The organism is Flavobacterium flavipallidum, from assembly GCF_038289905.1.
GTDB classification, from domain to species: Bacteria; Bacteroidota; Bacteroidia; order Flavobacteriales; family Flavobacteriaceae; genus Flavobacterium; species Flavobacterium flavipallidum.
Window position 1 is genome coordinate 89,001 of sequence record NZ_JBBYHU010000008.1, and the last position, 24,951, is coordinate 113,951.

The following is a 24,951-nucleotide window of genomic DNA, read 5'->3' on the forward strand; positions in this document are numbered from 1 at the left end:
GACATTCGTCTCGCTTTTAAAAAATATATTGAAAAATTATTCCACTGTTACTGATTTCGCCAAATTTCGAGGCTGATCAACATTACAATCCCTATAAACCGCTATAAAATAAGACAGCAATTGCAAAGGTATAGTAGTAATAAGTGGTGATAATGCATCAGATGTTTCCGGAATTTCGATAACATAATCCGCTAATTCTCTCACCTGAGTATCACCCTTAGTCACAACAGCAATAATTTTACCGCTTCTTGACTTTATTTCCTGAATATTACTTACAATTTTATCATAATGTCCTTGCTTAGGAGCAATTACAACTACTGGCATTTGCTCATCAATCAAAGCAATAGGACCATGTTTCATTTCAGCCGCAGGATAACCTTCAGCATGAATATAAGAAATCTCTTTTAACTTCAATGCGCCTTCTAAAGCCACTGGAAAATTATATCCACGACCTAAATACAAACAATTAGGAGCATCCTTGAAGGCAGCCGCAATTTCTTTAGCTCTTTCAATAGTTCCTAAAGCCTCTTTTACTTTTTCAGGAATTAATTCTAATTCTAATAAATACCTGTGGAAATCAGAATGAGACAAAGTTCCTTTTGCTTTTGCCAAACGCAAAGCCAACATAGTTAAAACAGTAATCTGAGTCGTAAAAGCTTTAGTTGAAGCAACACCAATTTCAGGTCCAGCATGCGTATAAGCTCCTGCATGAGACTCTCTTGAAATAGAAGAGCCTACTACATTACAAACGCCGAAAACAAAAGCACCATGTTCTTTAGCTAACTTGATAGCCGCCATAGTATCAGCCGTTTCTCCAGATTGAGAAATTGCAATTACCACATCAGTACTTTTAATAATTGGGTTTCTATATCTAAATTCAGAAGCATACTCTACTTCTACCGAAACACGAGCAAACTCTTCAATAATATACTCCGCTACTAAACCTGCATGCCAAGATGTACCACAAGCCACGATAATTATTCTGTCGGCATTTAAGAATTTCTCCAAATGATCTTCAATTCCAGACATTTGAACAATACCCTTATCTGCGTGCAGCCTTCCTCTATAAGTATCTTTGATAACACTTGGTTGCTCAAAAATTTCTTTTAGCATAAAGTGATCAAATCCTCCTTTTTCAATTTGCTCCAAATTCATTTGAAGCTCCTGAATATAAGGATCAACTAAACTATCATCCTTTATTTTTCTTATTTTGATTGGCTTACGAAGATTAATATTAGCCATTTCACCGTCTTCTAAATACACTGCATTAGAAGTATATTCAATAAAAGGAGAAGCATCAGAAGCAATAAAATATTCCTCTTCACCAACACCAATTGCCAAAGGACTACCCAAACGAGCAGCAACAATTTCGTCAGGATTTTTATTATCAAAAACAGCGATAGCATAAGCACCTACCACTTGATTAAGCGCTAACTGAACTGCTTTACCTAATTTTAATTTTTCTTTTTTCTGAACTTCTTCAATCAAATTCACCAATACTTCTGTATCCGTATCTGAATGAAAAACGTACCCACGCTTCATTAATTCTTCTTTTAACGGAGCGTAGTTTTCTATAATTCCATTATGAACAATAGCCAACTCACCTGAATTTGAAAGATGAGGATGTGAATTCACATCATTTGGAACACCATGTGTAGCCCAACGGGTATGACCTATTCCAATTGTTCCATTTGTTGCAATCTCTTTTTGCGCCTTATCTTCAAGAGCAACAACCTTTCCTTTTGTTTTACAAACTTTGATTGCACCATCGTAAACCATTACACCGGCACTATCATAACCGCGATATTCAAGCCTTTTTAAACCTTTAATAACGATAGGATAAGCTTCTCTATGTCCTATATAACCTACTATTCCACACATATAATTCTATTAATTCGGTTTTGTGTAATATATTTGCAATTTTAATTTTTTCTTGTCAGGCACAGAAGAATTCCCTCCGTACAAAACTACTCCTAAAGGATTCATAACTGCGGCCTGAGGCACTTTAGAAATTACCTTTCCATCTGTCAATGTAAAAGAAGAACGCAATTTATTCATAGCGCTATTATTAATATTCTCAGTAACCACCACACCTAATTTCACGTTTGTCGAATCGGTATTTTTAACTAGACTACGAATATGATTAGTTATATTTATTTTATAAAAATAGTCTCCGGCAGTATTTTTTCTTAAGTTACCACCATAAATTAACAATCCATTTTTAGCATTAGTTCCAGTTGTTCCGTCATAAAGATAATCAACTATTGTTGTACTATTAGTTAAATCATATAGATAAATACGATTTGGTATTTTAGTAGCCCCCATAGTAGTATCAACATGAAAAACAAGATTAGCCTCATTAATCATAATACTTTTTCCTGTCACAGGATCTTTACGTCTTAATTCATCCAACTGATCCGGAATATGATTCATACCAACTGTCTCATTTCCATTAGCATCATATCCTTTAACATCAGTTTTATCAAAAAGATCTAAAACAGTCATCGCTCCTTCTCCACCTTTTACATACAATTGACTATCACCCAAAGTTTTGTTAGGATTATTTAAGGCCGTATCATAAGCTGGCTTCTTGGTATTTGTCAACAAACTTACTGTATTACCTGTAAGATTGAGCACTATTGACTTAGCCACTCTTGTAGTCGTAGACTGACCGTTAGTAGTTGTCACTAAATCTTCTTTATAATTTATAGTTATTGTTCCTTTTTTAAAATCCATCATAGCCAAACGCCCTGGACTAGCACCGGATTTCTCTACTTTAAAATACAAACCTCTAAAATAATTTTTAAAAACATCATTAGAAGCTAAATTCCCTGAAGCCGTTTTTAAAATATTATCTGTGAAATAAGCTTTATCTAACATCAAACGCATTTCAGGATCTTTCAGTTGCAAAGTTTTTACGCCATTAACATATACGCTATCTTTAAATCCTTTATTACTAAATACAAATTGGTCATTTTGTGAAGGATCATCATCTTTATTATTCAATCTATCAGAAACTATTAAATTTTCAAAAGCACTTACCTGATCAGTGTAATATTTTTGAGTTTCTAAAAACCCAGTTAATGGATCTAAATCCCTCATAAAATAACCACTCCTATAAACACTCAATTTTATTTTTCCCTCGGGATTACCAAAAATAGAATCTAACTCATATTTTTTATCCCCTGTTTCTGTATAAGTAAATTTACTAAAATAAGGAATTGATATATACACACTATCAATCTCCGGATTAGCACCAATAGTTGGATTTACCGATGCCAAGACAACTTGGGTAACAAAATTAGCTTCGGTAGTTCCAAAAACATCATCTTCATAAATCCCCAAAGGGTTAACTGGTAAATTATTAGAAGCAACCGGATCTAATTTTTGATTATAAGAAAGAACATTAATACTATCATGTACTAATCCAAAATGTTCATCACCAATCAAATCACCACCTATTGTGTTAAAATCTTTATCACAGGAAACAAAAAAAACAACAGTAATTGCCAGTAGAATTATCTTAAAAAAAGAAGTATTACGCATATTAAATACTTAAAAATTGAGGGTTAAAGCATTTCTTTATAAAAATTACTATACGCATCGGCGAAAGTATCTTTAGGGACGTAAGGTAAAAAAGGTTTCCCTGAAGTTTCAATAAATTTTGTTAAACTTGAACTAAGATTTGGAGAAGCCACAATTACCGCGTCAGAATGCATTACAGTTGCCTTCATGATATTTTCAAAATCAGGCACAGAAAGCATATCAACCGCTTCCTGAGGAACTCCATCAAGTTTTACTTTGTTAAGCATTTCAACATCCAAAGTTCCGTCAAATGATTGTCCATAAACAGAAGTAACAATCTTAGTTTCAGAAAATAATGCTTCATTTTTATAAAAATGCTTCATATAAACAGGCAACATTGCTGCCATCCAACCGTGTACATGAATAATATCAGGTACCCAATTTAATTTCTTTACCGTTTCAACAACACCTTTTGCAAAAAAGATTGCTCGCTCATCATTATCAGGATACAATTGTCCGTCTTCATCAGCAAAAGTTGCTTTTCGCTTAAAATATTCGTCATTATCAATAAAATAAACCTGAATTCTTTCTTTAGGAATAGAAGCCACCTTAATAATTAGCGGCATATCTAAGTCATTTACTACCAAATTCATTCCCGAAAGACGAATAACTTCATGTAATTGATGTCTTCTTTCATTAATATTACCGTATCTCGGCATAAAAATTCGAATCTGTCCCCCTTGGTCATTTACCATCTTAGGAACATCATAAGACATTAAAGAAACCTCATTCTCAGCCAAATACGGCACCACTTCAGATGATACATATAATATCCTCTTATCTTTCATATTGTAATTTAGTTAGTTCGTTGGTAATAAAAACCACGCAAAATTACAAAATTTTATGCAGTTATTAACTAATATATTATGTTTGCACTCAATTTTAATAAAATTATCATGCCTATTTTCTATGGGAAAGCAGCTTTGGTTGAATTTTTAAATTCGGTTAAATCAACTCATTCCACTATTGGTTTTGTTCCAACAATGGGTGCACTACACCAAGGTCACCTTTCTTTAATGCAACAATCACTAGCAGAAAACCAAAACACTGTAGTGAGTATTTTTGTAAATCCAACTCAGTTTAACAACGCTGAGGACTTGGAAAAATACCCTAGAACTTTAGATGAAGACACTAAAAAAATCAATCAATTAGACCCAAATATCATTATCTACGCTCCTACGGTTGATGATATTTACGAAGGAAACGTCACTTCGCAGGATTTTGATTTTGATGGTTTAGAAAACCAAATGGAAGGCAAATTCAGACCAGGGCATTTTAATGGCGTTGGCACCATTGTAAAACGCCTTTTTGAAATTGTATCTCCTGACAATGCTTACTTTGGCGAAAAAGACTTCCAGCAATTGCAAATTGTCAAAAAAATGGTGAGCAAAAATCATTTGGATGTCAAAATCATTAGTTGCAACATTTATAGAGAGAATAACGGACTGGCGATGAGTTCCCGCAACGAACGCTTATCTGCAGAAGAAAGAGAGAAAGCTTCAATTATTTATCAAACTTTATTGGAAGCCAAAGAAAAATTCAAAACTCAAGATTGTACAGAAGTAAAAAATTGGGTCAATACAATCTTCGAATCCAATGACTTGTTTGATTTAGAATATTTTGAAATCGCTGATGAAGAGACACTTATTTCTTGCGATACCAAATCAAAAGATAAAAATTATCGTGCATTTATAGCCGTATTTGTTAATAATATTCGTTTGATTGATACCATTTCATTAAAATAATTTATTTTTGCACCATGCAAATTCAAGTTTTAAAATCAAAAATTCATCGGGTAAAAGTAACAGGAGCCGATTTAAATTACATTGGCAGTATTACCATCGATGAAACCTTATTAGAAGCATCTAATATTATTGAAGGAGAAAAAGTTTCTATTGTTAATATCAATAATGGAGAACGTTTTGACACTTATGCCATTAAAGGAGAGCGAAATTCAGGCGAAATCACACTTAACGGTCCAGCTGCCAGAAAAGTACAAAGAGACGACATTATCATTATCATTTCTTATGCAACAATGGACTTTGAAGAAGCAAAAACCTTTCAGCCGTGGATTATTTTCCCGAACGAAAACAACAATTCATTAACATAGATAAAGATTAAAACATTAATTCAAAGCGTTTCCCTCACAGAAACGCTTTTTGTTTTTATAGGCTTTATTTTACTTTGATTAAAAATTAGTATCTTGCTTTACAGTTTAGAATCTTCATTTTAAATCTCCCCAACTATGAAACAACTTCTACTTTTTTTCTTTTTTTCAATTTCGCTATTTGCTCAAAAAAACACCGAATTAATCAAATCCGGAAATCTTAACGAAACCCGAGAAATTTATGTTAGTCTGCCCCAATCCTACGAAAGCAGCCCAACCAAAAGATATCCCATCTTATTATTATTAGATGGCGATTATTTATTCGACCCTTTTCAGGGCGCTTTGAAATATGGCGAATATTGGGATGACTTACCTGAAACCATTATCATAGGCATTAAACAAAAAAACAGCCGAATGGACGATTGCGCATTTGATGAAGCCCAAGGCACTCCAACCAAAAGAGCTGTGGCATTTTACAATTTCATTGGCGAAGAACTAATTCCTTTTATAGAAAAAAAATACAGAGTTGCTCCTTTTCGAATTATTGCCGGACACGATACTACAGCCGGATTTTTGAATTTCTTTCTCTACAGAGACAATTCTTTTTTCAATGCTTACATTTCATTAAGTCCTGAATTAGCTCCGGGAATGCAAAACCAAATTGCCACTACTTTAACCAACACCAAGAAAAATATTTTTTATTACCAATCTTCGGCTGACGGAGACATTAAACAATTGCGCCAGCCAATTGAAGAATTAGATGCTAATATTAAAGTGATTGCCACCAACAATCCATTAGTAAACTATCAATACGACAAGTTCAACAATGCTTCTCATTATTCATTGGTATTATATTCGGTTCCAAATGCTTTGTATCAAATTTTCGATAGCTACAAACCCATTTCATCCACTGAATTTGCTGATAAAATTGTCATTCTCCCATCTGGATACGTTGATTATCTCATTAAAAAATATGAAAATACCACTCAAAAATTAGGCATGAACGTTCCTATTCGAATCAATGATTTCAAAGCCATTGAAGCCGCAATTTTAAAAAACAAAGCTTACGAAGAATTAGAAAAACTTTCTCAATTAGCCAATAAAAATTACCCAAAATCGATGCTTGCCGATTACGAATTAGGCTTAATGTATGAAAAACTAGGCGACAATAAAAAAGCCTCCAACAAATACCAACGCGCTTCACAATTAGAAGAAATTGGTGATTTGACCAAAGATATGATGTACAACAAGTACGAGGATATGAAAAGTTTAAGCGTAAAAAAATAATGTCAAAAGTTAAAACCTCTTTTTTCTGTCAGAGTTGCGGAACTTCCTATGCGAAATGGCAGGGACAATGCAACGCCTGCAAAGAATGGAATACCATTGCCGAAGAAATTATTCAAAAACAAGATAAGGTAGCCTGGAAAAGCGAACCAACACCCGCTAACAGAGCACCAAAACCCTTAAAAATTACCGAAATCGATTCGACACAGGAAATCCGAATGGATACCACGGATTCCGAATTGAATCGTGTTCTTGGCGGAGGAATTGTTCCCGGTTCGTTAACACTTTTAGGCGGTGAACCCGGGATTGGGAAAAGCACACTGTTACTCCAGATTTCTTTAAAATTACCTTATAAAACCTTATACGTTTCGGGCGAAGAAAGTCAGAAGCAAATTAAAATGCGCGCTGAACGAATTACTCCCAGCAGCGATAATTGCTACATACTGACCGAAACCAAAACTCAAAATATCTTCAAACAAATTGAAGCCATTCAACCCGAAATCGTAATAATCGATTCGATTCAAACGCTTCATACTGATTATATCGAATCGACCGCAGGAAGCATTTCGCAAATCAGAGAAACCACCGCAGAGCTGATTAAGTTTGCCAAAGAAACCAATATTCCGGTTATTCTTATTGGCCACATTACCAAAGACGGAAACATTGCCGGACCAAAAATTTTGGAACATATGGTCGATACGGTTTTACAATTTGAAGGCGATCGTAATCACATTTACCGAATCCTTCGTTCGTTAAAAAACCGTTTTGGATCTACTTCCGAAATTGGCATCTACGAAATGCTGGGCAGTGGTTTACGCGAAGTTTCCAATCCTTCGGAAATACTGATTTCGCATAAAGACGAAGAACTATCCGGAACCGCTATCGCCACCACACTCGAAGGCATGCGCCCGCTGATGATAGAAATTCAATCCTTAGTTAGTACAGCAGTTTACGGAACACCACAACGTAGCACCACAGGTTACAACGCCAAAAGACTCAACATGATTTTGGCAGTTTTAGAAAAAAGAGCTGGTTTTAGGCTTGGCGCCAAAGACGTTTTCCTGAACATCACCGGAGGAATTTCGGTTGATGATCCAGCTATCGATTTGGCCGTAGTAGCCGCTATTTTATCTTCAAATGAAGACATCCCGGTGGACAAAGGTTTCTGTTTTGCCGGCGAAGTAGGACTTTCAGGCGAAATCCGTCCGGTAAACCGCGTGGACCAACGTATTCAAGAAGCCGAAAAACTGGGATTCTCTACGATTTTCGTATCCAAATACAATAAAATTGCTTTAAAAAATACAGGGATTAAAATTGAACTAGTCGCCAAAATCGAAGATGTAGCAAGTATGCTTTTTGGGTAAATCCTTATTATCATATAGTAAACCCGACAGCTTTTGAAAACCTGCCGGGTTTAAAAATTTTATTTAGCTGAATCTTTTACAACTGCAATTTCTTGATCAGGCGTTGCTTTCACCTTAACCGGCCTAACAAATTTGACTTTAGGAGCCATAACCGAAACCGTATCCCGAATCACTCTCGCACTTGGACGAATTGCTTTTTTAACCGCAACTGCATCGGTTAACACAAAAGGAGTTGGCATCATCCAGTCGGCACGTTTTTTCATGGCAAATGATGGATCTTGTAATAAATCAAACGAACTTTCTAACAACTGCATATCCAAAACAGTTCCCGCATTGATATTAAATTCCAAAACCAATGGCTCATTATCCACCACATAATAACTCAACAAGCGCTTCCCCTCCCTTTCGTAAATTTTCCCTTTTTGTTCTAAATGTGAAACACCATTCGCTCTGATATTGTACAAATCCATTTTCTCATTAGCAAAAATATCATAGCGATTCACTTTTCGGTTAGGAGCAATTCGAATCTTCAAATAACGCTGATTATCCGAAATACTATCCGTTAAAAAATCGACAGTAGGTTGTGCGATACGTTTTAAAGGTGCTTTAGCAGCAAAAGTAAAATGAGTATCGAATTTACTAAAAAGTGGAATAGCTTCCAATCCTTTTGCTTCTCGCGGATTTTCTCCCAGATAATTTTTCGTCCACTCATCCAGATTTTTATCATACGTTAACCATTGTGCCATATTAACATCAGCATCATAGAGATAAACCAAACTATTTGATTTTGCCTTTCCTTTTTCATACTCAGATGCTGTATGCGCTTTCGCAAAAAAACCAATTGAGGCCAAAAGAAAAAGTACTGACCAGGTTCCTTTTTGAACAAAATTGCCAAAAACAGGCAAAAGTAATCCAAAACAAAGTGCCGTTAAAACTGCACTTCCATATACTATTTTCAAACCTAAACCTACGGGAAACATCACAACAAAAGGAGCGATAATCAACAAAGCAGGAACGCAAAAAATAAGGTTTAAAATCGGATTGTATTTTTGAGTAAGAATATAAAATCCAAAAGCAAAAATCCCGAAATAAACAGGAACAATCAAAAAACCGGCACCTCTTAATCCAAAAGCAATTCCCGCATTAAGAAGCAACCAAATGAACAAAGGCGCTACAAAATGATTAGCTGTGATTTTATTGGGAGCAAAAAAATGATAAAAAGCAAAACAAACCGCGATGCTTAATAAAACAAAAGCCTCAATATAATCATGCCCATTATAAGTGAATCCATTGAGTAAATCATTGTATTGCGGATAAAACTGCAACAATAGTTTCCAACCCAAAAAAGTAATTAAACCTGAAGCAAACAAGGAACCCAGAAGAGGGATAAACCCTTTTACAATTTTTTGCATCGTTAGTATTCTCTTGGCAATTCCTAAAAAGACAAAGAATAAGAACAAAACAAAAGCAATAATCAGCATAGACATTACCCAACTAAAAGGATAACTGATAAAACCAAAAGGAATAGAAAAATACACCTTATCTTCAACCGCCTGAACACTGTTTAAATCAGCATTAGCAAAATAACTAAGCAAAGGCATCAGATAAGAACCCTGATGTGCTAAAGAATTAACATCTAAATGTTGTACATCATCCTGAGCCGTATGGTAATTATAATGCCCGTCAATGAAAGCAAAATTAAAACCCTGTATTTTCCCCTGTTCTCTAAAAACCGTCAAATCGGTATCATTAGGCAACATTTTATAAATGCTATACATTAACGAATTGGAAACCGTAAACGAAGGACCGGCTGCTGCGAAATTTTCTACCATTCCTGCATTTCCTTTAGTGGTTTCCATTAACATATAACTGGGCCCCGATGTTCCGCGAGCTTCAAAATTTAACACCAAACCTACTTCCTTAGCCCATTGATGTTGTGTTACAAAAAGAGCAGCTCCGTTTAAACCTAATTCTTCGGCATCGGTAAACAGAATAATAACATCATTTTTATGTGCCGATTTAGTATGTAAAAAAGCACGAACACTTTCTAAGATGGTAGCGATTCCGGAAGCATCATCACTAGCTCCAGGAGAAGCCGAATGCGGTGCACTGTCATAATGTGAAAGTAACAATAATGCTTTGCCATTTTCACTCCCTTTAATTCGGGCGATGATATTGTGTGACTTGGTTAAATTACCCCAATCGGTTAAGGTATAGCCATCCTGAAACTGGGTTTGCAGTCCTAATTTATGTAATTCAACCTGCAAATAATTCGCCACCTGATTGTGATAATCTGAACTTACAAAATGGGGTTTTTGGCTCATTTTTTTAATGTGAACCAAAGCTCTTTTAGTCGAAAATTCGTTTAAAGGTTTTTCGTCATTCATTGTCCATCTTGGCATAATACTGAGGTAAACCAAAGCAAGAAAAGCCGAAAAAAACAGTACATATACTATGGATGATAAATCTTTTTTCATTTAGGGTTGATTGAAAAATTCTTAATTGTCTTTTTTTACAAGGATATACATATCATTTTCTAATAACATATAACCCTGATCGTATAGAAAATAGTATGTGTTTCCTGTTTTAGTTTTCAAAATATTCGTAAAAAACTCAAAATCGAAACCTTTACTCAGCAGTTTGGTTCTGGTTGTTTTGGATTTCCCATCGGTATTCAGCTCACTAAGAATGCGATAATTTTTGCGTAATTTATTATTAATATTACGCATGATATTATTGCTATCTTTATTCATCTTGTTATTATAGGCATTGCGACAACCGTCGCTGCAAAACTTCTTGTCTTCGCGACCTATAATTTTTTCACCACATTCTAAACAGTTTTTCATAACTAACTTTTTAAAATTGTCCTCTGTAATATAAAGCTTGTTCTATATGTGCTAAATGATGATTGCAATGCCAGGCATAAACGCCAATAACTTCCTCTAAGCTCAACGTTTTATTGGTAGCCGGATGAATAAATTGTTTCTTTAATTCCTGTTCACCAAAAGATTTCAATAACAAAACCCAGCGTGCATGCACCCCTTCAATTATTTGAAGTGAAGCAGTTAAATCATCATCCAGTCCATCAGTAAGTTCAGCCCACAAATGCTCTTCATAAGGTTTAATTACAGGTATATCTTCAGTTAATGCCAATTTAAAACGAACAAAACTATTGATATGACTATCCGCACAATGATGCACTACTTGTTTTATTTTCCAGCCATTAGGTCTGTAAATCCAATTTACTTCATTTACCGGAAGGTTTTTAGTGAGTTCTTTTATTTTAAAAGGAAAACATTCAATGGCCGTAATCCAAGTATCCAAATCGCCTTGAGTTATACAATCCGGTTTTTTAAATTCTCCTATTGGAAATCGTAAGCTTTCCAAATCATACAATTGGTCATTCATACTTAACTTCTTAGTTTTTTAATTCGATACAAATCATGACGACGGTCTTTTAAGATATTGACACTTCCGTGTTCGTGTAATTCTTTGAGCAAATCCAAATCGACATCCACAATCAAAGTCATTTCGGTATTTGGTGTAGTTTCGGCCTTTATTCCGTTACTTGGAAAAGCAAAATCAGATGGCGTAAAAACTGCTGTTTGCGCATATTGAATATCCATATTATTTACTCTTGGTAAATTACCCACACAACCAGCAATAGCCACATAACATTCGTTTTCAATCGCTCGTGCCTGTGCACAATGTTTCACACGGGTATAGCCATTTTGAGTATCAGTCAGGAATGGAACAAATAGAATATTCATGCCTTCATCGGCCATTAATCTTGATAATTCCGGAAATTCGACATCATAACAAATCATGATTCCTATTTTACCACAATCGGTATCAAAAGTCTGAATCGTATTCCCTCCGGTTATACCCCAATAAAAAATTTCATTTGGCGTAATATGAATTTTAGTGTAGGTTTCATAAGTTCCATCCCTTTTGCATAAATAACCACTATTATATAACACACCGTCAACTAAAGTAGGCATACTTCCAGTGATGATATTGATATTGTATGAAATAGCCAATTCCTGAAATCTTTTCCGAATGGGTTCGGCATATTTAGCCAGTTCCCTGATGGCATCAGCTTCAGACAAATGGTTATAATCAGCCATAAGAGGCGCAATAAACAATTCCGGAAAAACCGCAAAATCACTTCCGTAACCCGAAACGGCATCAATGAAGAATTCAGCCTGTTCTATTAACGCATCTAAATCGCTCAACGGACGCATTTGCCATTGAATCAAACCCAGCCGAATAACACTTTTAGTAGCATTAATTATCTGCGGACTTTCATCATAATAAATATTATTCCATTCTAATAAAACGGCAAATTGCTTAGATTTTCGATCACCTTCCAGATAGTTTCTCATCACACGCATTACGTGAAATTCGTTACTCAACTGAAAGGATAATACCGGATCGTGAATTTCTTTCCTTCTTACTTTATCAATATAAACTTTGGGTGTAATCTCATTTGCATATTGCCCGTAATTCGGGATTCGTCCCGCAAAAACAATAGATTTTAAGTTTAATTGTTCGCAAATTTCTTTTCGGGCATCATATAAACGACGTCCTAAACGCAAACCACGGTATTTTGGCACTACAAAAACATCAATACCATACAAAACTTTACCTTCAGATGTATGTGTTGAAAAAGTATAATCGCCAGTAATTGTCGCATAATCATGATTTTTTTCAACCAATCTTTCATCAACAATTAATGACAACGCAGCTCCAACAACAATATCATCAACTAAAATAACCAATTGTCCTTCGGGAAATATTTTGAGTAACTTTTTAATATCTGATTCTCTCCAATAATCATCTACCATTTCAGGATAAGACTCGATCATGGATTTTTTTAAATCTTTATAATCTTGAATTTTTAAATTTCGTAATTCTACTTTATTGATTTCTGCTTGCATAAAATATACTGATTTCCTGCAAGATACAAAAAAATATCCGTTTACAAACGTTTACAAATATTTACAACCGAAAGTAAATAACTAACAACCGAATAACTATTGGTGTTGATGCAATTTTGTCTCGTCGAAATGAAACAACATCAATTTCAATGACAATTACAAATTTCAATTTTTATTAACTATTAAATTTTATACGCCATGAATGCATTAAGAAACAAAGTACAGTTAATTGGTCACTTAGGAAATGAACCAGAAATCAAAAATTTTGAAGGAGGAAAAAAATTAGCCAACTTTACATTAGCCACTAATGAAAGCTACAAAAATGACAAAGGAGAAAAAGTTGAAGAAACCCAATGGCACCGCTTAGTAGCCTGGGGGAAAACAGCCGAAATTATCGAGAAATATGTAACTAAAGGAAAAGAAATTGCCATTGAAGGCAAACTAACACACCGCAGTTATGAAGACAAAAACGGCGAAAAACGCTATGTGACCGAAGTGGTGGTTTCAGATTTGCTTTTGCTGGGAAAGCCATAAGTTAAATGGATTTTTAACCACTAAGTTCACTAAGTTTTTACGCAAAGCTTACAGAATTATTTACCGCAGATTCACAGATTTTTCAATTTGAATTTGCGGTTTTTAATTTTACAATCAAAAGCAAAGGATGCATTTTTTTTACGCAAAGCAAATACAAAAGATAGAACTCTTAAATAAACTTAATGTCTTAATAGTTTCTTTTAAAAACTTTGCGGACTTTGCGAAAAACTTGGTGTTCTTTGCGGTTAAGTAAGGATTTAGATAAAACAGAAAACCCATCACATTTTTAAAACGAGATGGGTTTTTATATTTATTTAGGCCACTTTTTTGATCAAATCATACATAGGGCAACGTTTGCAACGCTTACTTTCTGATTTTTTATATTTATCACAGCAAGAAGATTTACAGTTTTCTACTTTTTTAATAACAACAAGAGCTTCCTTTTTCTTTTTGTCTTTCTTCTTTTTTTTGCTGTCTTTTTCTTTTTCTTTTTCTTTTTTGCCCATCTTGCTATCAGTTTAAAACTGAAGCAAATATAAATTAAAAAATGTTATTTTTATATATTCTAAATAAAATTTAACTTTTTTATTTAGCAGTATTTGATGCCGAATTAGCAACTGCTAACTGCTGAATATCACGATCAAACAAATACAAACCACCTTTATCATCACCAATAAGGTTAATTTTATCCAAAATATTCTTAGCAGTAGCTTCTTCTTCGATTTGTTCCGACACATACCATTGTAAAAAGTTATGCGTCGCATAATCTTTCTCAGAAAACGTAATATGAACTAATTCATTGATAGAATCCGATACAAAAACTTCATGTTTGTATAATTCTTCAAACATTTCTTTGAAAGTAGTATAAGTTGTTTTAGGAGCTTTTAAATCGGTAACCTGAGCATGTCCGCCACGTTCATTGACGTATTTAATCAATTTAAGCATGTGTGCTCTTTCTTCATCAGATTGGGCATACATAAATTGTGCAATACCTTCTAAACCATGAACCTCAGCCCAACAAGCCATGGATAAATAAGTTTGAGAAGATTCGGCTTCAATGCGAATTTGTTTATTTAATGCGGTCTCTATATTTTTTAAAAGCATAATATCTAATTTTAAAGTTTATAATTATCGTAAAGTTAGCGAAATTCTTTCTTTTGAAAAAAGATTAATTGAAAGTCTTATTACGCAAACAGCTTTAAAACTTCAGCAATATTTTCAAAAGCCTTAAAATTTTCATGTTTTACTTCATGGTCAATTTTTTCATGTGCCCAAGTGGTGTGAAACGGGATATGGGCAGCATAACCACCAATATTCAGCACTGGCAAAACATCCGATTTTAAAGAATTTCCAATCATGTAAAATTCTGAAGGCTGGACTTCCAAACGTTTAATCAAATCCAGATAATCCTGTTCCTGTTTATCGGACATCACCTCAATATGATGGAAATATTTTCCTAAACCTGAGTTATGCAATTTACGGCGCTGGTCCAGTAAATCGCCTTTGGTAGCCACAACGAGTTTATATTTTCCATACAAAGCTTCCAGCGTTTCTTCAACACCATCCAAAAGAACAATGGGTTTTTCTAATAACTCTTTACCATATTGAATAATTTTTTCGATTACTTCAACCGAAATCGTATTATTAGAAATAGTCATTGCTGCTTCAATCATGGAAAGAATATAAGCTTTGATTCCGTATCCGTAAATTTTTAAATTGGCAATTTCAATCCTGAAAAGTTCCTGCGAAAGTCCCTGATGCGATAAATAATCACTCATCAATTCACAGAATTTTTCTTCTGTTTCTAGGAAATAAGTTTCGTTAACAAATAGTGTATCGTCGGCGTCGAAGGCAATTACTTTTAGGCTCATATTTATCTTAATTTTCTATAAACAATCGGTTTGTTGTAAAAAGTGATTCGTATTCCTAAAAGTAGAAAAATTGCGCCAATAATTCGAAACCAACTCATTTTTTCGTCTAAAAATATCCAGGCAAGTAGTGTAGCCAAAACAGCTTGTCCCAATAAACTTAGCGAAACCCTTGTAGCCTGCAAATACAAAGTTGAATAACTAATTAATAACCAAGCTATCAATTGACAAACCGCACCTTGAATGAATAAAACTAACCAGGCAGTATTTGAAAATCCGATAAAACTTTCTCCGTTAATTTCACAGATAATTGCCAAAAACAAACTGGAAGAAACCAAAACGATTGTCATAAAAGTTAAGATATCAACCTTCGATAAAATATTTTTACTAATTAAAATGTAAGTAGCATAGAGCATTCCGGACAAAAGAGCCAGAATAAATGCCAAATCAAAATTAAGATTACTAAAAGTCTCAAAACCTACTAAAACAACCATTCCTATCAGAGCAATGATTGTTCCTATCCAAAAATTAATACCAGGTTTATTTTTTAAAACCAAAAAAGAACCAATTCCTACCCAAACCGGAGAAAGATTAGCCAACAAAGTCGCCTGCGTGGCACTCGATTTTTGGATAGCAATATTCCAAATGGCTATGTCGGTGGCAAAAATAATTCCGCAAACACAGGAAAGTAACAATAATTTGGTTGAAGGCAATCGGAATTTCTTTGAAAGAAAAACATAAGGCAACAATAAAACTGCTGCAATAAACATGCGGTAAAATGCCGAAATCAATCCGTTAGTCAAATGCAATCGAACCAAAACAGGGAATATAGAAATACAGAGTATTCCTGCTGCTAAAGCTAATTTTGGTTTTGCATTGTTCATACTTCCTGTCATTATAAACACGAATTTCACTAATTCACACAAATAAATTGGTGTAAATTAGTGAAATTACTTCGTCTGTTCGCTATCTCTCGAGTCGTGTTTGTTTAATTTATTAGTTTATCGTCTCTCCATTCCCAACACCATCAGTATCCGGATTTACAAAAACCAATTTTCCTTCGGCATTGTTTGTCATCAAAATCATTCCCTGACTTTCAACACCACGAAGTGCTCTTGGAGCTAAATTTACCAAAACGGTTACTCTTTTTCCAATAATATCTTCGGGTTTGAAACTCTCAGCAATTCCGGAAACAATCGTGCGAACATCAATTCCGGTATCTACTTTCAATACCAATAACTTATTGGCTTTTGGCATTTTTTCGGCTTCGATAATAGTTCCTACACGTAAATCCATTTTAGCAAAATCCTCATATTGGATTAAGTCTTTCTGAGCCTCTACCTTTTTATTTTCTGCCTGATTGGCTGTTTTTGTAGCTTCCAATTTGTCTATTTGTTTTTGAATGGCTTCGTCTTCAATTTTAGCAAATAATAATTCGGCTTGTCCAATTTGGTGACCTGCCGACAATAAATCTGATGATTCAGAAATTGCCTTCCAATTCATCTCGACTGCGCTTGATGTGACATTAAGAATACGTTTCAATTTAGCGGCAGTAAATGGCAAGAAAGGCTCACAAAGCGAACTCAAAGCAGCCGCAATTTGCAAGGCCACATACATCTGCGTTTGCACGCGTTCCGGATTGTCTTTGATTACTTTCCAAGGCTCTTCGTCGGCCAAATATTTATTTCCTAAACGAGCCGCATTCATCATTTCGCCTAAAGCTTCACGGAATCGGTAACGCTCAATCGAGCTTGAAATCACCTCAGGATACGCCTGTAATTCGGCTAAAGTTTGTTCGTCAACTTCCGTTAATTCATTTGGAGTTGGAACAATTCCATTATAATATTTATTAGTCAACACCACCACTCGGTTGATAAAGTTTCCAAAAATCGCTACCAACTCATTGTTATTTCTAGCTTGGAAATCTTTCCAGGTAAAGTCGTTGTCTTTAGTTTCCGGAGCGTTTGAAGTCAGCGCATAACGCAATACATCCTGTTGATCCGGGAACTCTTCTAAATATTCGTGTAACCAAACCGCCCAGTTTTTAGAAGTAGATAATTTATTGCCTTCTAAATTCAGGAACTCATTTGCCGGTACATTTTCAGGTAAAATATAACTTCCTTCAGCTTTCAGCATCGCCGGGAAAATCACACAGTGAAATACAATATTGTCTTTCCCGATGAAGTGAACCAGTTTTGTGTTTTCATTTTTCCAATAAGGTTCCCAGTCTTTACCTTCTCTGGCTGCCCATTCTTTGGTAGATGAAATATAACCAATTGGTGCATCAAACCACACATATAATTTTTTCCCTTCAGCACCTTCAACCGGAACATCAATTCCCCAATCCAAGTCACGGGTTACCGCACGAGGCTCCAAACCGCCATCAATCCAAGATTTTACTTGTCCGTAAACATTTGGTTTCCAGTCGTTTTTATGTCCTTCCAAAATCCATTCTCTCAAGAAAGCATCATATCTGTCTAAAGGCAAAAACCAGTGTTTTGTTGATTTCAACACAGGTGTTTCACCAGTAATAGTCGATTTTGGGTTAATCAAATCGGTAGCGTTCAAAGTCGAACCACATTTCTCACATTGATCACCATAAGCTTCTTCATTACCACATTTTGGACAAGTTCCCATAACAAAACGGTCTGCCAAAAACTGATTCGCTTTGGCATCATATAACTGCTCTGTAACCTCTTCAATAAAATCACCATTATCGTATAATTTCTTAAAGAATTCCGAAGCCGTTTCATGGTGAACAGGCAAAGAAGTTCTCGAATAATTATCGAATGCAATTCCAAAATCAGCAAAGGATTTACGGATAATTCCGTCGTATTTGTCAATTACTTCCTGAGGTGTAATGCCCTCTTTTTTGGCTTTCATCGAAATGGCCACCCCGTGTTCATCGCTTCCGCACACAAACAAAACGTCTCTACCCTGCAAACGCAAATAACGCGAATAAATATCAGCCGGAACATAAACACCCGCCAAATGCCCAATATGAATAGGTCCGTTAGTATAAGGCAAAGCCGCCGTAATCGTATATCTTTCTGGATTTTGTAACATAATTCAATTTTATAGAGCGCAAAAATAAGGAATCCAATTTTATTTAAAACATTTTACTCACAATCTTGTCATTCCGAGGCACGAGGAATCTCATCAAGTAACTAACACTACTTAAATTTCTTCTTCGTCAGAATGATAAAATCAATAATTACCAAAGTCTCTCTCTAAGATTATTTTTTATATTTGAAATATAATCTTACATACCTACTTTTTAGAAACACAAACAATATTCGCAAGAATGAGTAAAACTACATTTGATAATTTAACTAGAAGTGCACTTTGGACAGCGTATAAATGCATTTGTTTTTATTGTAGTCAACCATTAGATTGGGGAGATTTACATATCGATCATATTATTCCTGAATCTCTTACACAAAAAGATGAGAAATTCGAAAAAATCAAAGAAGGACTAGGTTTAGAAAAAGATTTCAATTTAAATGAATTATATAATTTGGTTCCGTCGCATAGCAAATGTAATCATAGAAAAAGTGATGATTTTTTTTCAAAAAGCACTACACTATTTTACCTCTCAATTGCTAATAAAACAGCATTAAAAGTTAAACTTGAAATCGAAAAATTAAAAAGAAACAAAAACAAAGGTTTAATTTTATCTAAATTACAATCAGCACTTTCTTCAAATACTATCAACGAAAAGGATTTAAGAAAAATTTTAATTGAAGCTGAAAAACACAACTGGAATATTAAGGAAATTAAATTACCGTTTGGAGTAGAATTTATAGATAAGATTTATGATACTTTTTATCTTGACACTGATTTTTCAGAATTACTAGATAATAAGCTATTATTACACAATGATGAAGATTCTTTAGAGTTAGTGAATGACAACAATGAAAAAGTAAATGTTTCGACTTTAAATGAATGGAAAAAAGCATCAATTGAAGGATTTTACCCTTTAACAACTTATGCTATAAAATCAGCTTCAATATTTACTTTCTTTGAAGAATTGATTAAAGCTTTAGAGAAAGCAAAAATGCCAAAAGTATCTTTTATTAGTGAACCTTGGTTAGAAATTGATATGTTAGATTACCTATCACCCAATATCCTTATGGATGTTGAAGATGAATTATTAGAGCATATTGAAAATAGATTGTCAGTTGGAGATTTAGTCAGATTAGGAATAGTTAAAGTTAACGATCCTTATCCTTATAAAATATCTCTAGAATTTGGAAGTTTTGAAACTTCATTAATTGAGCAGTTTAGAGCTGACTTTAATGATGATGGAATCGAAGATATATTTGTTAGAGGTTGGACAAGAGCAATTGGAGGAACTATGGGATTTGGTTTTACTTCAATTTTAACTAAATTATCAGAAAAACATCTAATTGAAAAAGAAGAACATTACTCACAAGACATGTAGCAACTTCATTGCTTTACAAACGGATTTACAGAAAACAAATTATGCCAAAAGGACCTGAAAAAGACGGAAAAAACAAGGCTCTGCACACCAAATTACTCAACCGTAAAAAAACTAAATTACAAGAAGAGAAAGCAGCAAGAGCCTTGCGTTTGAAAGCTATTGTTACCAAAATGAATCAGCAAAAGGACAACAAGAATTCTTCTGCTGTTGAATAAATTTGCGGTTAAACAAAATAGCAGCTTCAAAAAAATCAGTAGCAATCCGTGTAATCTGTGGCAAAAAAACCGAAATTTGCAATCCATTCATAAAAGAAACTCATGGAATTTGGAAGTATTTTAATCTCAGAAACAGCTGCTAACAGCGAAAATCCTCAGGACGTCATCAATTCTAACATTTCGATTGTCAACCTGATGCGCGAGGAAAAAATCGATGATGAAAACATTCACGAAGACGCCTTAATGAGTTACTATCTGGATTATTATGCTTCGCAATGTCGTGAAGGCAATTTTGCTCAGTTTGTTTACAATTCGGGCTGGAACAAGGAATTAAATGAATTGATAGAAGAAGGACTTCAAATTCTTGGCGCCGAAAAACATTTAGCACTTTTTCAGGAACAAAGTAAAAAAGTGCGTTTAATGAGCAGTGTTAAATTGGCCAAATTTTTAAAAGGAAAATTAGAAGGCGTTAATCCTATTCGGGATTTACTTAACAACGGCACTGCTTTCAGTCCGGAAATTTTAGGCGATGAAAACCTTGTTACATTGAACGCGGAATTCTTAAAAAATCATCCTGATACTCAAATCCTTCCGGTAGAAGCTATTTTTGAACTATTAGAAGACTATTTGGAACGCGAAATCACAAGAAACTAAAATTTTTTCGGAAAAAATCAAAATTAGTCGCTTATTTCTTATACTATTCACAAAAATAAATTTATTTTTGTAAGTATAACTTGTACATACCCATACAAAAATAGACTACGATTAATTTGATGGAAATATTACACCAATTTTCGAAATTATTTGTTCTCGACATCCGAAACACGATGGGTATTTTGTTTTGGGGAAACTTCGTTCTCGCTATTCTTGTTTTTTCTTTCCGGTTTACATCAACAAGCAAGCAATCCCATAAACAATTATTAGTTTTTGGATGTTCAAAGATTCTGCTTGCAATAGCCTGGCTAGCATTTTTTCTGCGTGTAGATACTGTGTCCTACAACCCTATTCAATTTATCACAACCAACACTTTAGTCTTTTCAGGATATTATTTAGAATCAGTAGCCATGCTAATGGTCTTAAAAAAAAGAACGAAAAAATCATATCAAAATCAATTTTTTCTATTTATAACAACCTTAATAACTTTTTATATTGCTGTTGCTCTGGAAGCACCTGCCAACATAAGGGTTTCTTTAGCTTCGATTAATATATTCATATTGTTGATAGTACCTACGTCGCTTTTTTTAACAGAATCTAGCGGTAGCATGTTTAGAAAAATTCTTGGCTTAAACTATATTATCCTATTGGTAACACTGATTTTCAGAATAATCTATCCTCTATTTAAAACCTCAACAAGCCTATATTCAGTCGACATTACACAAAAAATTATTTTTTTAATTATTTTCCTGATGATGACCATCAGCGGAGTAGGTTATTTACTCTTATTACAGGAAAAAAAAGAAATGCAGGTCAAAAAACTTTTGAGCGACAAGGATCAGTTTTTTTCAATTATTGCACACGATTTAAAAGGACCTTTTAACGGAATCATTGGATTATCTGAACTTTTATTAGAAAGAGAAAACGAATTAAATCAAGAAGAAACTAATGAATTCATTGAACTGATTCATGAATCTTCTAAAAACACATTTTCATTGCTTAACAATCTATTAACCTGGTCACAGTCACAAACCGGAAATTTAGAATTCAACCCAAATAAAACCGACATTAGTGCACTTATTGACAAGACCATCCATTTGTTAGCTAATCTTGCTAAAAGCAAAAACATCACCATACATTCAAAAATTGAAAAAAATCAATTTCTAATTGCCGACAAGAACATGCTTGAAACTGTTTTTAGAAATTTGATTTCCAATGCCATAAAATTTACTCACTACGACGGAGAGATTATTCTTTCTATGAAAAAAAAGGACGATCAATATGTTTTTTCAATTCAGGATAACGGAATCGGGATTGCGCTTGAAAAAACCAGTAACCTTTTTGCTATCAAACAAAAAAACAACACCTTAGGCACCAACAACGAAACCGGAACCGGTTTAGGACTGATGATTTGCAAAGATTTTATCGAAAAACATGGTGGGAAAATCTGGGTACATAGTCAAATTGGACAAGGAAGTACTTTCAAATTTAGCATTCCGGCAAACATTCAAAATTCCGATTTTCAATTAAAAAACCAAAACACATTAATACGACTTCCTAAACTAACAATATAATAACACTACCAGATTGCTTTTTTTAAACTTTTGTTGGTCTTCCATCTAAACTTTGTCGTGTTACTAATAAACATTTGCTTAAATTTGCTACCGTTATTAGAAAATTTATAGTTATAAAAATCAAACTATGTTACAAATTGCATTTATTAGAGAAAATCAAGAAAAAGTAATCCAGGCTTTGGCCAAAAGAAATTTGGATGCCAAAACCATTGTGGAAGAAGTTGTAGAACTTGATGAGCGTCGTCGTGCTACGCAAGTAGAATTAGACAACATCCTTGCTGAATCTAATAAATTATCCAAAGACATTGGAGAACTAATGAAAGCCGGCGAAAAAGCCAAAGCAACTATCTTAAAAGAAAAAACAGTTAGCAACAAAGAAAAGAGCAAAGCATTGGCAGAAACTGCTGATGCAATCGCTGCTGAGCTAACTGAAAAACTATATACTTTACCAAACCTTCCTGCAGAGATCGTACCTGAAGGAAAATCTGCCGATGATAACTTGAATGTTTTCCAAGCAGGTGAAATACCTGTTTTGCACGAAGGAGCGCAACCGCACTGGGAATTGGTGAAAAAATACGACATCATTGATTTTGAATTAGGAAATAAAATCACCGGAGCAGGTTTCCCGGTTTACAAAGGAAAAGGAGCTCGTTTGCAACGTGCTTTGATTAATTATTTTTTAGACAAAAACACCGCTGCTGGATACAACGAAGTGCAGGTACCACACCTTGTAAACGAAGCTTCAGGATATGGAACAGGACAATTGCCGGACAAAGAAGGACAAATGTACCATGCCACTGTTGACAATCTTTATTTGATTCCAACAGCTGAAGTTCCAGTAACCAATTTATTCAGAGATGTTATTTTGAACGAAAGCGAATTACCTATTTTAACAACAGCTTATACGCCTTGTTTCCGTCGTGAAGCAGGTTCTTACGGAGCGCACGTACGTGGTTTAAACCGTTTGCACCAATTTGATAAAGTAGAAATTGTACGCATCGAGCATCCTGAAAAATCATACGAAGCTTTAGATGGCATGGTGGAACACGTAAAAGCCATTTTGGACGAATTAAAATTACCATATAGAATTTTACGCCTTTGTGGTGGCGATATGGGTTTCACTTCGGCATTGACTTATGATTTCGAGGTATTTTCTACAGCACAGGATCGTTGGTTAGAAATCTCTTCTGTTTCTAACTTTGAAACTTTCCAGGCAAACCGCTTGAAATTGCGTTTCAAAGACAAAGACGGTAAAAACCAATTGACACACACCTTAAACGGAAGTTCATTGGCTTTGCCTCGTGTTTTAGCAGGTATTATTGAAAATTACCAAACTCCGGAAGGAATTGTAATTCCTGAGGTTTTACGTCCATATTGCGGGTTTGATATTATAAATTAACAAGCTATAATTTTATAATATGACAAAACATCGATTGGCTTTTTTATTATTAATTATTTCGAATATAATATTTGCGCAAAATAACTTAGACAAAACTATATACCTGGATTCTCTTTGGAAAGAAACATCCAAAGAGAATTGCAAATATTATAGAATCGTAAAAGATTATTATAATGATAAAGAAATTTATCGCTTTGAAGATTATTACAAAAATGGAACCCTTCAAATGGAAGGTTATTCAAAAGCAAAAGATGCTTTAATAAGTGAAGGTGAATTTACATATTACTATGAAAACGGGAATAAGAAGAGTACCCAATCATATATAAAAGGAAGACCTTCTGGTTTGTCTTATACATGGTATGAAAATGGAAATAAAAAATCAGAGCTAGAATATATTACGCAAAAAAACAATGAGCTCTTATATGATATAAAAACCAATCAGTATTGGGGAAAAGACAATACACAATCAGTAATAGATGGGAATGGTTATATTGATGAAAAAGAAGGAAAACTTCAAGAAAAAGGAAGTATAAAAAATGGTTGGAAAGAAGGCGAATGGAAAGGAACCGATTCACAATTTAAAATTAGTTTTACGGAGAATTACAAAAACGGAAAACTCAAAAATGGCACTTCTATTGATTCTTTGATGGTTAAACGAAAATACAATGAAGTTTTTAATTACCCAAGACCTAAAAGAGGGTTACAACATTTTTACTCGTATGTTGCTAAAAATTTTAAAATTCCCGGAAACAAAGAAGACATAAGTGGCAAAATAATTTTAACTTTCATAATTAATAAAGATGGAAGTACTGACAAAATAAAAATAGCGAAAAGCTTAGATGAAGTTCTCGATGCTGAAGCTGTCGAATTAATAAGAGGATATCCTGAATGGGAAAGTGGTCAATATAGAGGTATCGGAGCTAAAGTTGAATATTCAATTCCTATTAAGATTGTATCAGGCAGAAAATAACTAAGCATACATT

Annotated in this window: 23 protein-coding genes; 11 read left to right on the plus strand and 12 right to left on the minus strand. The window is 34.2% G+C overall.

Annotated features, from left to right (window positions below):
• Window positions 1-36: 36 nt before the first annotated feature.
• From glmS to AAEO59_RS06155, 3 genes are read right to left on the minus strand one after another with little or no spacing between them, the layout of a single operon-like run.
• On the minus strand, window positions 37-1,881 hold the full coding sequence (gene glmS, locus AAEO59_RS06145) for a glutamine--fructose-6-phosphate transaminase (isomerizing) (RefSeq protein ID WP_341699859.1): 1,845 nt from the start codon (window positions 1,879-1,881) through the stop codon (window positions 37-39).
• Window positions 1,882-1,890: 9 nt separating this feature from the next.
• Window positions 1,891-3,546 (minus strand): DUF4270 domain-containing protein, encoded by a 1,656-nt coding sequence (locus AAEO59_RS06150; protein ID WP_341699860.1) that lies wholly within the window; start codon window positions 3,544-3,546, stop codon window positions 1,891-1,893.
• Window positions 3,547-3,569: 23 nt separating this feature from the next.
• Complete coding sequence (locus AAEO59_RS06155) at window positions 3,570-4,373, minus strand: glycogen/starch synthase (protein ID WP_341699861.1); 804 nt, start codon at window positions 4,371-4,373, stop codon at window positions 3,570-3,572.
• A gap of 78 nt (window positions 4,374-4,451) precedes the next feature.
• Here AAEO59_RS06155 and panC point away from each other — a divergent pair, with 78 nt between their 5' ends.
• From panC to radA, 4 genes are all read left to right on the plus strand, one after another.
• Entirely contained in the window at window positions 4,452-5,330 is an 879-nt protein-coding gene (gene panC, locus AAEO59_RS06160) for a pantoate--beta-alanine ligase (RefSeq protein ID WP_341699862.1), read from the plus strand.
• Between the two features lie 14 nt (window positions 5,331-5,344).
• Window positions 5,345-5,695, plus strand: a complete 351-nt coding sequence (panD, locus tag AAEO59_RS06165) for an aspartate 1-decarboxylase (protein ID WP_066328269.1) — start codon at window positions 5,345-5,347, stop codon at window positions 5,693-5,695.
• A 135-nt stretch (window positions 5,696-5,830) separates the two neighbouring features.
• Window positions 5,831-6,979, plus strand: a complete 1,149-nt coding sequence (locus tag AAEO59_RS06170; protein ID WP_341699863.1) for an alpha/beta hydrolase — start codon at window positions 5,831-5,833, stop codon at window positions 6,977-6,979.
• Window positions 6,979-8,340 (plus strand): DNA repair protein RadA, encoded by a 1,362-nt coding sequence (gene radA / locus AAEO59_RS06175; protein WP_341699864.1) that lies wholly within the window; start codon window positions 6,979-6,981, stop codon window positions 8,338-8,340. The genes AAEO59_RS06170 and radA overlap by 1 nt, the downstream gene beginning before the upstream one ends.
• Before the next feature lie 59 nt (window positions 8,341-8,399).
• Here radA and AAEO59_RS06180 read toward each other — a convergent pair whose 3' ends face one another.
• The 4 genes from AAEO59_RS06180 to AAEO59_RS06195 are packed head-to-tail and all read right to left on the minus strand — an operon-like array spanning window position 8,400 to window position 13,280.
• Window positions 8,400-10,817, minus strand: coding sequence for a M28 family peptidase (locus tag AAEO59_RS06180; protein ID WP_341699865.1), 2,418 nt, complete (start codon window positions 10,815-10,817; stop codon window positions 8,400-8,402).
• 21 nt (window positions 10,818-10,838) lie between these two features.
• On the minus strand, window positions 10,839-11,186 hold the full coding sequence (locus AAEO59_RS06185; RefSeq protein WP_341699866.1) for a hypothetical protein: 348 nt from the start codon (window positions 11,184-11,186) through the stop codon (window positions 10,839-10,841).
• A gap of 10 nt (window positions 11,187-11,196) precedes the next feature.
• Window positions 11,197-11,748 carry a YfiT family bacillithiol transferase gene (locus AAEO59_RS06190; RefSeq protein ID WP_341699867.1) on the minus strand — a complete coding sequence of 184 codons (552 nt, stop codon included), beginning with the start codon at window positions 11,746-11,748 and terminating at the stop codon, window positions 11,197-11,199.
• Window positions 11,749-11,750: 2 nt separating this feature from the next.
• Window positions 11,751-13,280 (minus strand): carbon-nitrogen hydrolase family protein, encoded by a 1,530-nt coding sequence (locus tag AAEO59_RS06195; protein ID WP_341699868.1) that lies wholly within the window; start codon window positions 13,278-13,280, stop codon window positions 11,751-11,753.
• Between the two features lie 198 nt (window positions 13,281-13,478).
• Between AAEO59_RS06195 and AAEO59_RS06200 the strand changes: the two genes are divergently transcribed.
• Window positions 13,479-13,814, plus strand: a complete 336-nt coding sequence (locus AAEO59_RS06200) for a single-stranded DNA-binding protein (RefSeq protein WP_341699869.1) — start codon at window positions 13,479-13,481, stop codon at window positions 13,812-13,814.
• Window positions 13,815-14,128: 314 nt separating this feature from the next.
• Here AAEO59_RS06200 and AAEO59_RS06205 read toward each other — a convergent pair whose 3' ends face one another.
• The 5 genes from AAEO59_RS06205 to metG all read right to left on the minus strand — a co-directional run bounded on the left by AAEO59_RS06205 (window position 14,129) and on the right by metG (window position 18,748).
• Window positions 14,129-14,320 (minus strand): hypothetical protein, encoded by a 192-nt coding sequence (locus AAEO59_RS06205; RefSeq protein WP_341699870.1) that lies wholly within the window; start codon window positions 14,318-14,320, stop codon window positions 14,129-14,131.
• 79 nt (window positions 14,321-14,399) lie between these two features.
• Entirely contained in the window at window positions 14,400-14,918 is a 519-nt protein-coding gene (locus AAEO59_RS06210) for a ferritin (protein ID WP_341699871.1), read from the minus strand.
• A gap of 80 nt (window positions 14,919-14,998) precedes the next feature.
• Window positions 14,999-15,685, minus strand: coding sequence for an HAD family hydrolase (locus tag AAEO59_RS06215; RefSeq protein ID WP_341699872.1), 687 nt, complete (start codon window positions 15,683-15,685; stop codon window positions 14,999-15,001).
• A gap of 2 nt (window positions 15,686-15,687) precedes the next feature.
• Entirely contained in the window at window positions 15,688-16,566 is an 879-nt protein-coding gene (locus AAEO59_RS06220; RefSeq protein WP_341699873.1) for a DMT family transporter, read from the minus strand.
• Between the two features lie 112 nt (window positions 16,567-16,678).
• Window positions 16,679-18,748 (minus strand): methionine--tRNA ligase, encoded by a 2,070-nt coding sequence (gene metG / locus AAEO59_RS06225; protein WP_341699874.1) that lies wholly within the window; start codon window positions 18,746-18,748, stop codon window positions 16,679-16,681.
• A gap of 238 nt (window positions 18,749-18,986) precedes the next feature.
• On the opposite strand from metG, the gene AAEO59_RS06230 reads away from it, so the two are divergent.
• The 6 genes from AAEO59_RS06230 to AAEO59_RS06255 all read left to right on the plus strand — a co-directional run bounded on the left by AAEO59_RS06230 (window position 18,987) and on the right by AAEO59_RS06255 (window position 24,938).
• Window positions 18,987-20,126 (plus strand): HNH endonuclease, encoded by a 1,140-nt coding sequence (locus tag AAEO59_RS06230; protein ID WP_341699875.1) that lies wholly within the window; start codon window positions 18,987-18,989, stop codon window positions 20,124-20,126.
• A gap of 41 nt (window positions 20,127-20,167) precedes the next feature.
• Window positions 20,168-20,341, plus strand: a complete 174-nt coding sequence (locus tag AAEO59_RS06235) for a hypothetical protein (protein WP_341699876.1) — start codon at window positions 20,168-20,170, stop codon at window positions 20,339-20,341.
• 102 nt (window positions 20,342-20,443) lie between these two features.
• Window positions 20,444-20,995: a DMP19 family protein gene (locus AAEO59_RS06240; RefSeq protein WP_341699877.1), complete on the plus strand. Its 552-nt coding sequence runs from the start codon at window positions 20,444-20,446 to the stop codon at window positions 20,993-20,995.
• 752 nt (window positions 20,996-21,747) lie between these two features.
• Complete coding sequence (locus AAEO59_RS06245) at window positions 21,748-22,569, plus strand: sensor histidine kinase (protein WP_341699878.1); 822 nt, start codon at window positions 21,748-21,750, stop codon at window positions 22,567-22,569.
• A gap of 127 nt (window positions 22,570-22,696) precedes the next feature.
• Window positions 22,697-23,968, plus strand: a complete 1,272-nt coding sequence (gene serS, locus AAEO59_RS06250; protein WP_341699879.1) for a serine--tRNA ligase — start codon at window positions 22,697-22,699, stop codon at window positions 23,966-23,968.
• Window positions 23,969-23,987: 19 nt separating this feature from the next.
• Complete coding sequence (locus tag AAEO59_RS06255) at window positions 23,988-24,938, plus strand: energy transducer TonB (RefSeq protein ID WP_341699880.1); 951 nt, start codon at window positions 23,988-23,990, stop codon at window positions 24,936-24,938.
• The last annotated feature ends 13 nt before the right edge of the window (window positions 24,939-24,951 follow it).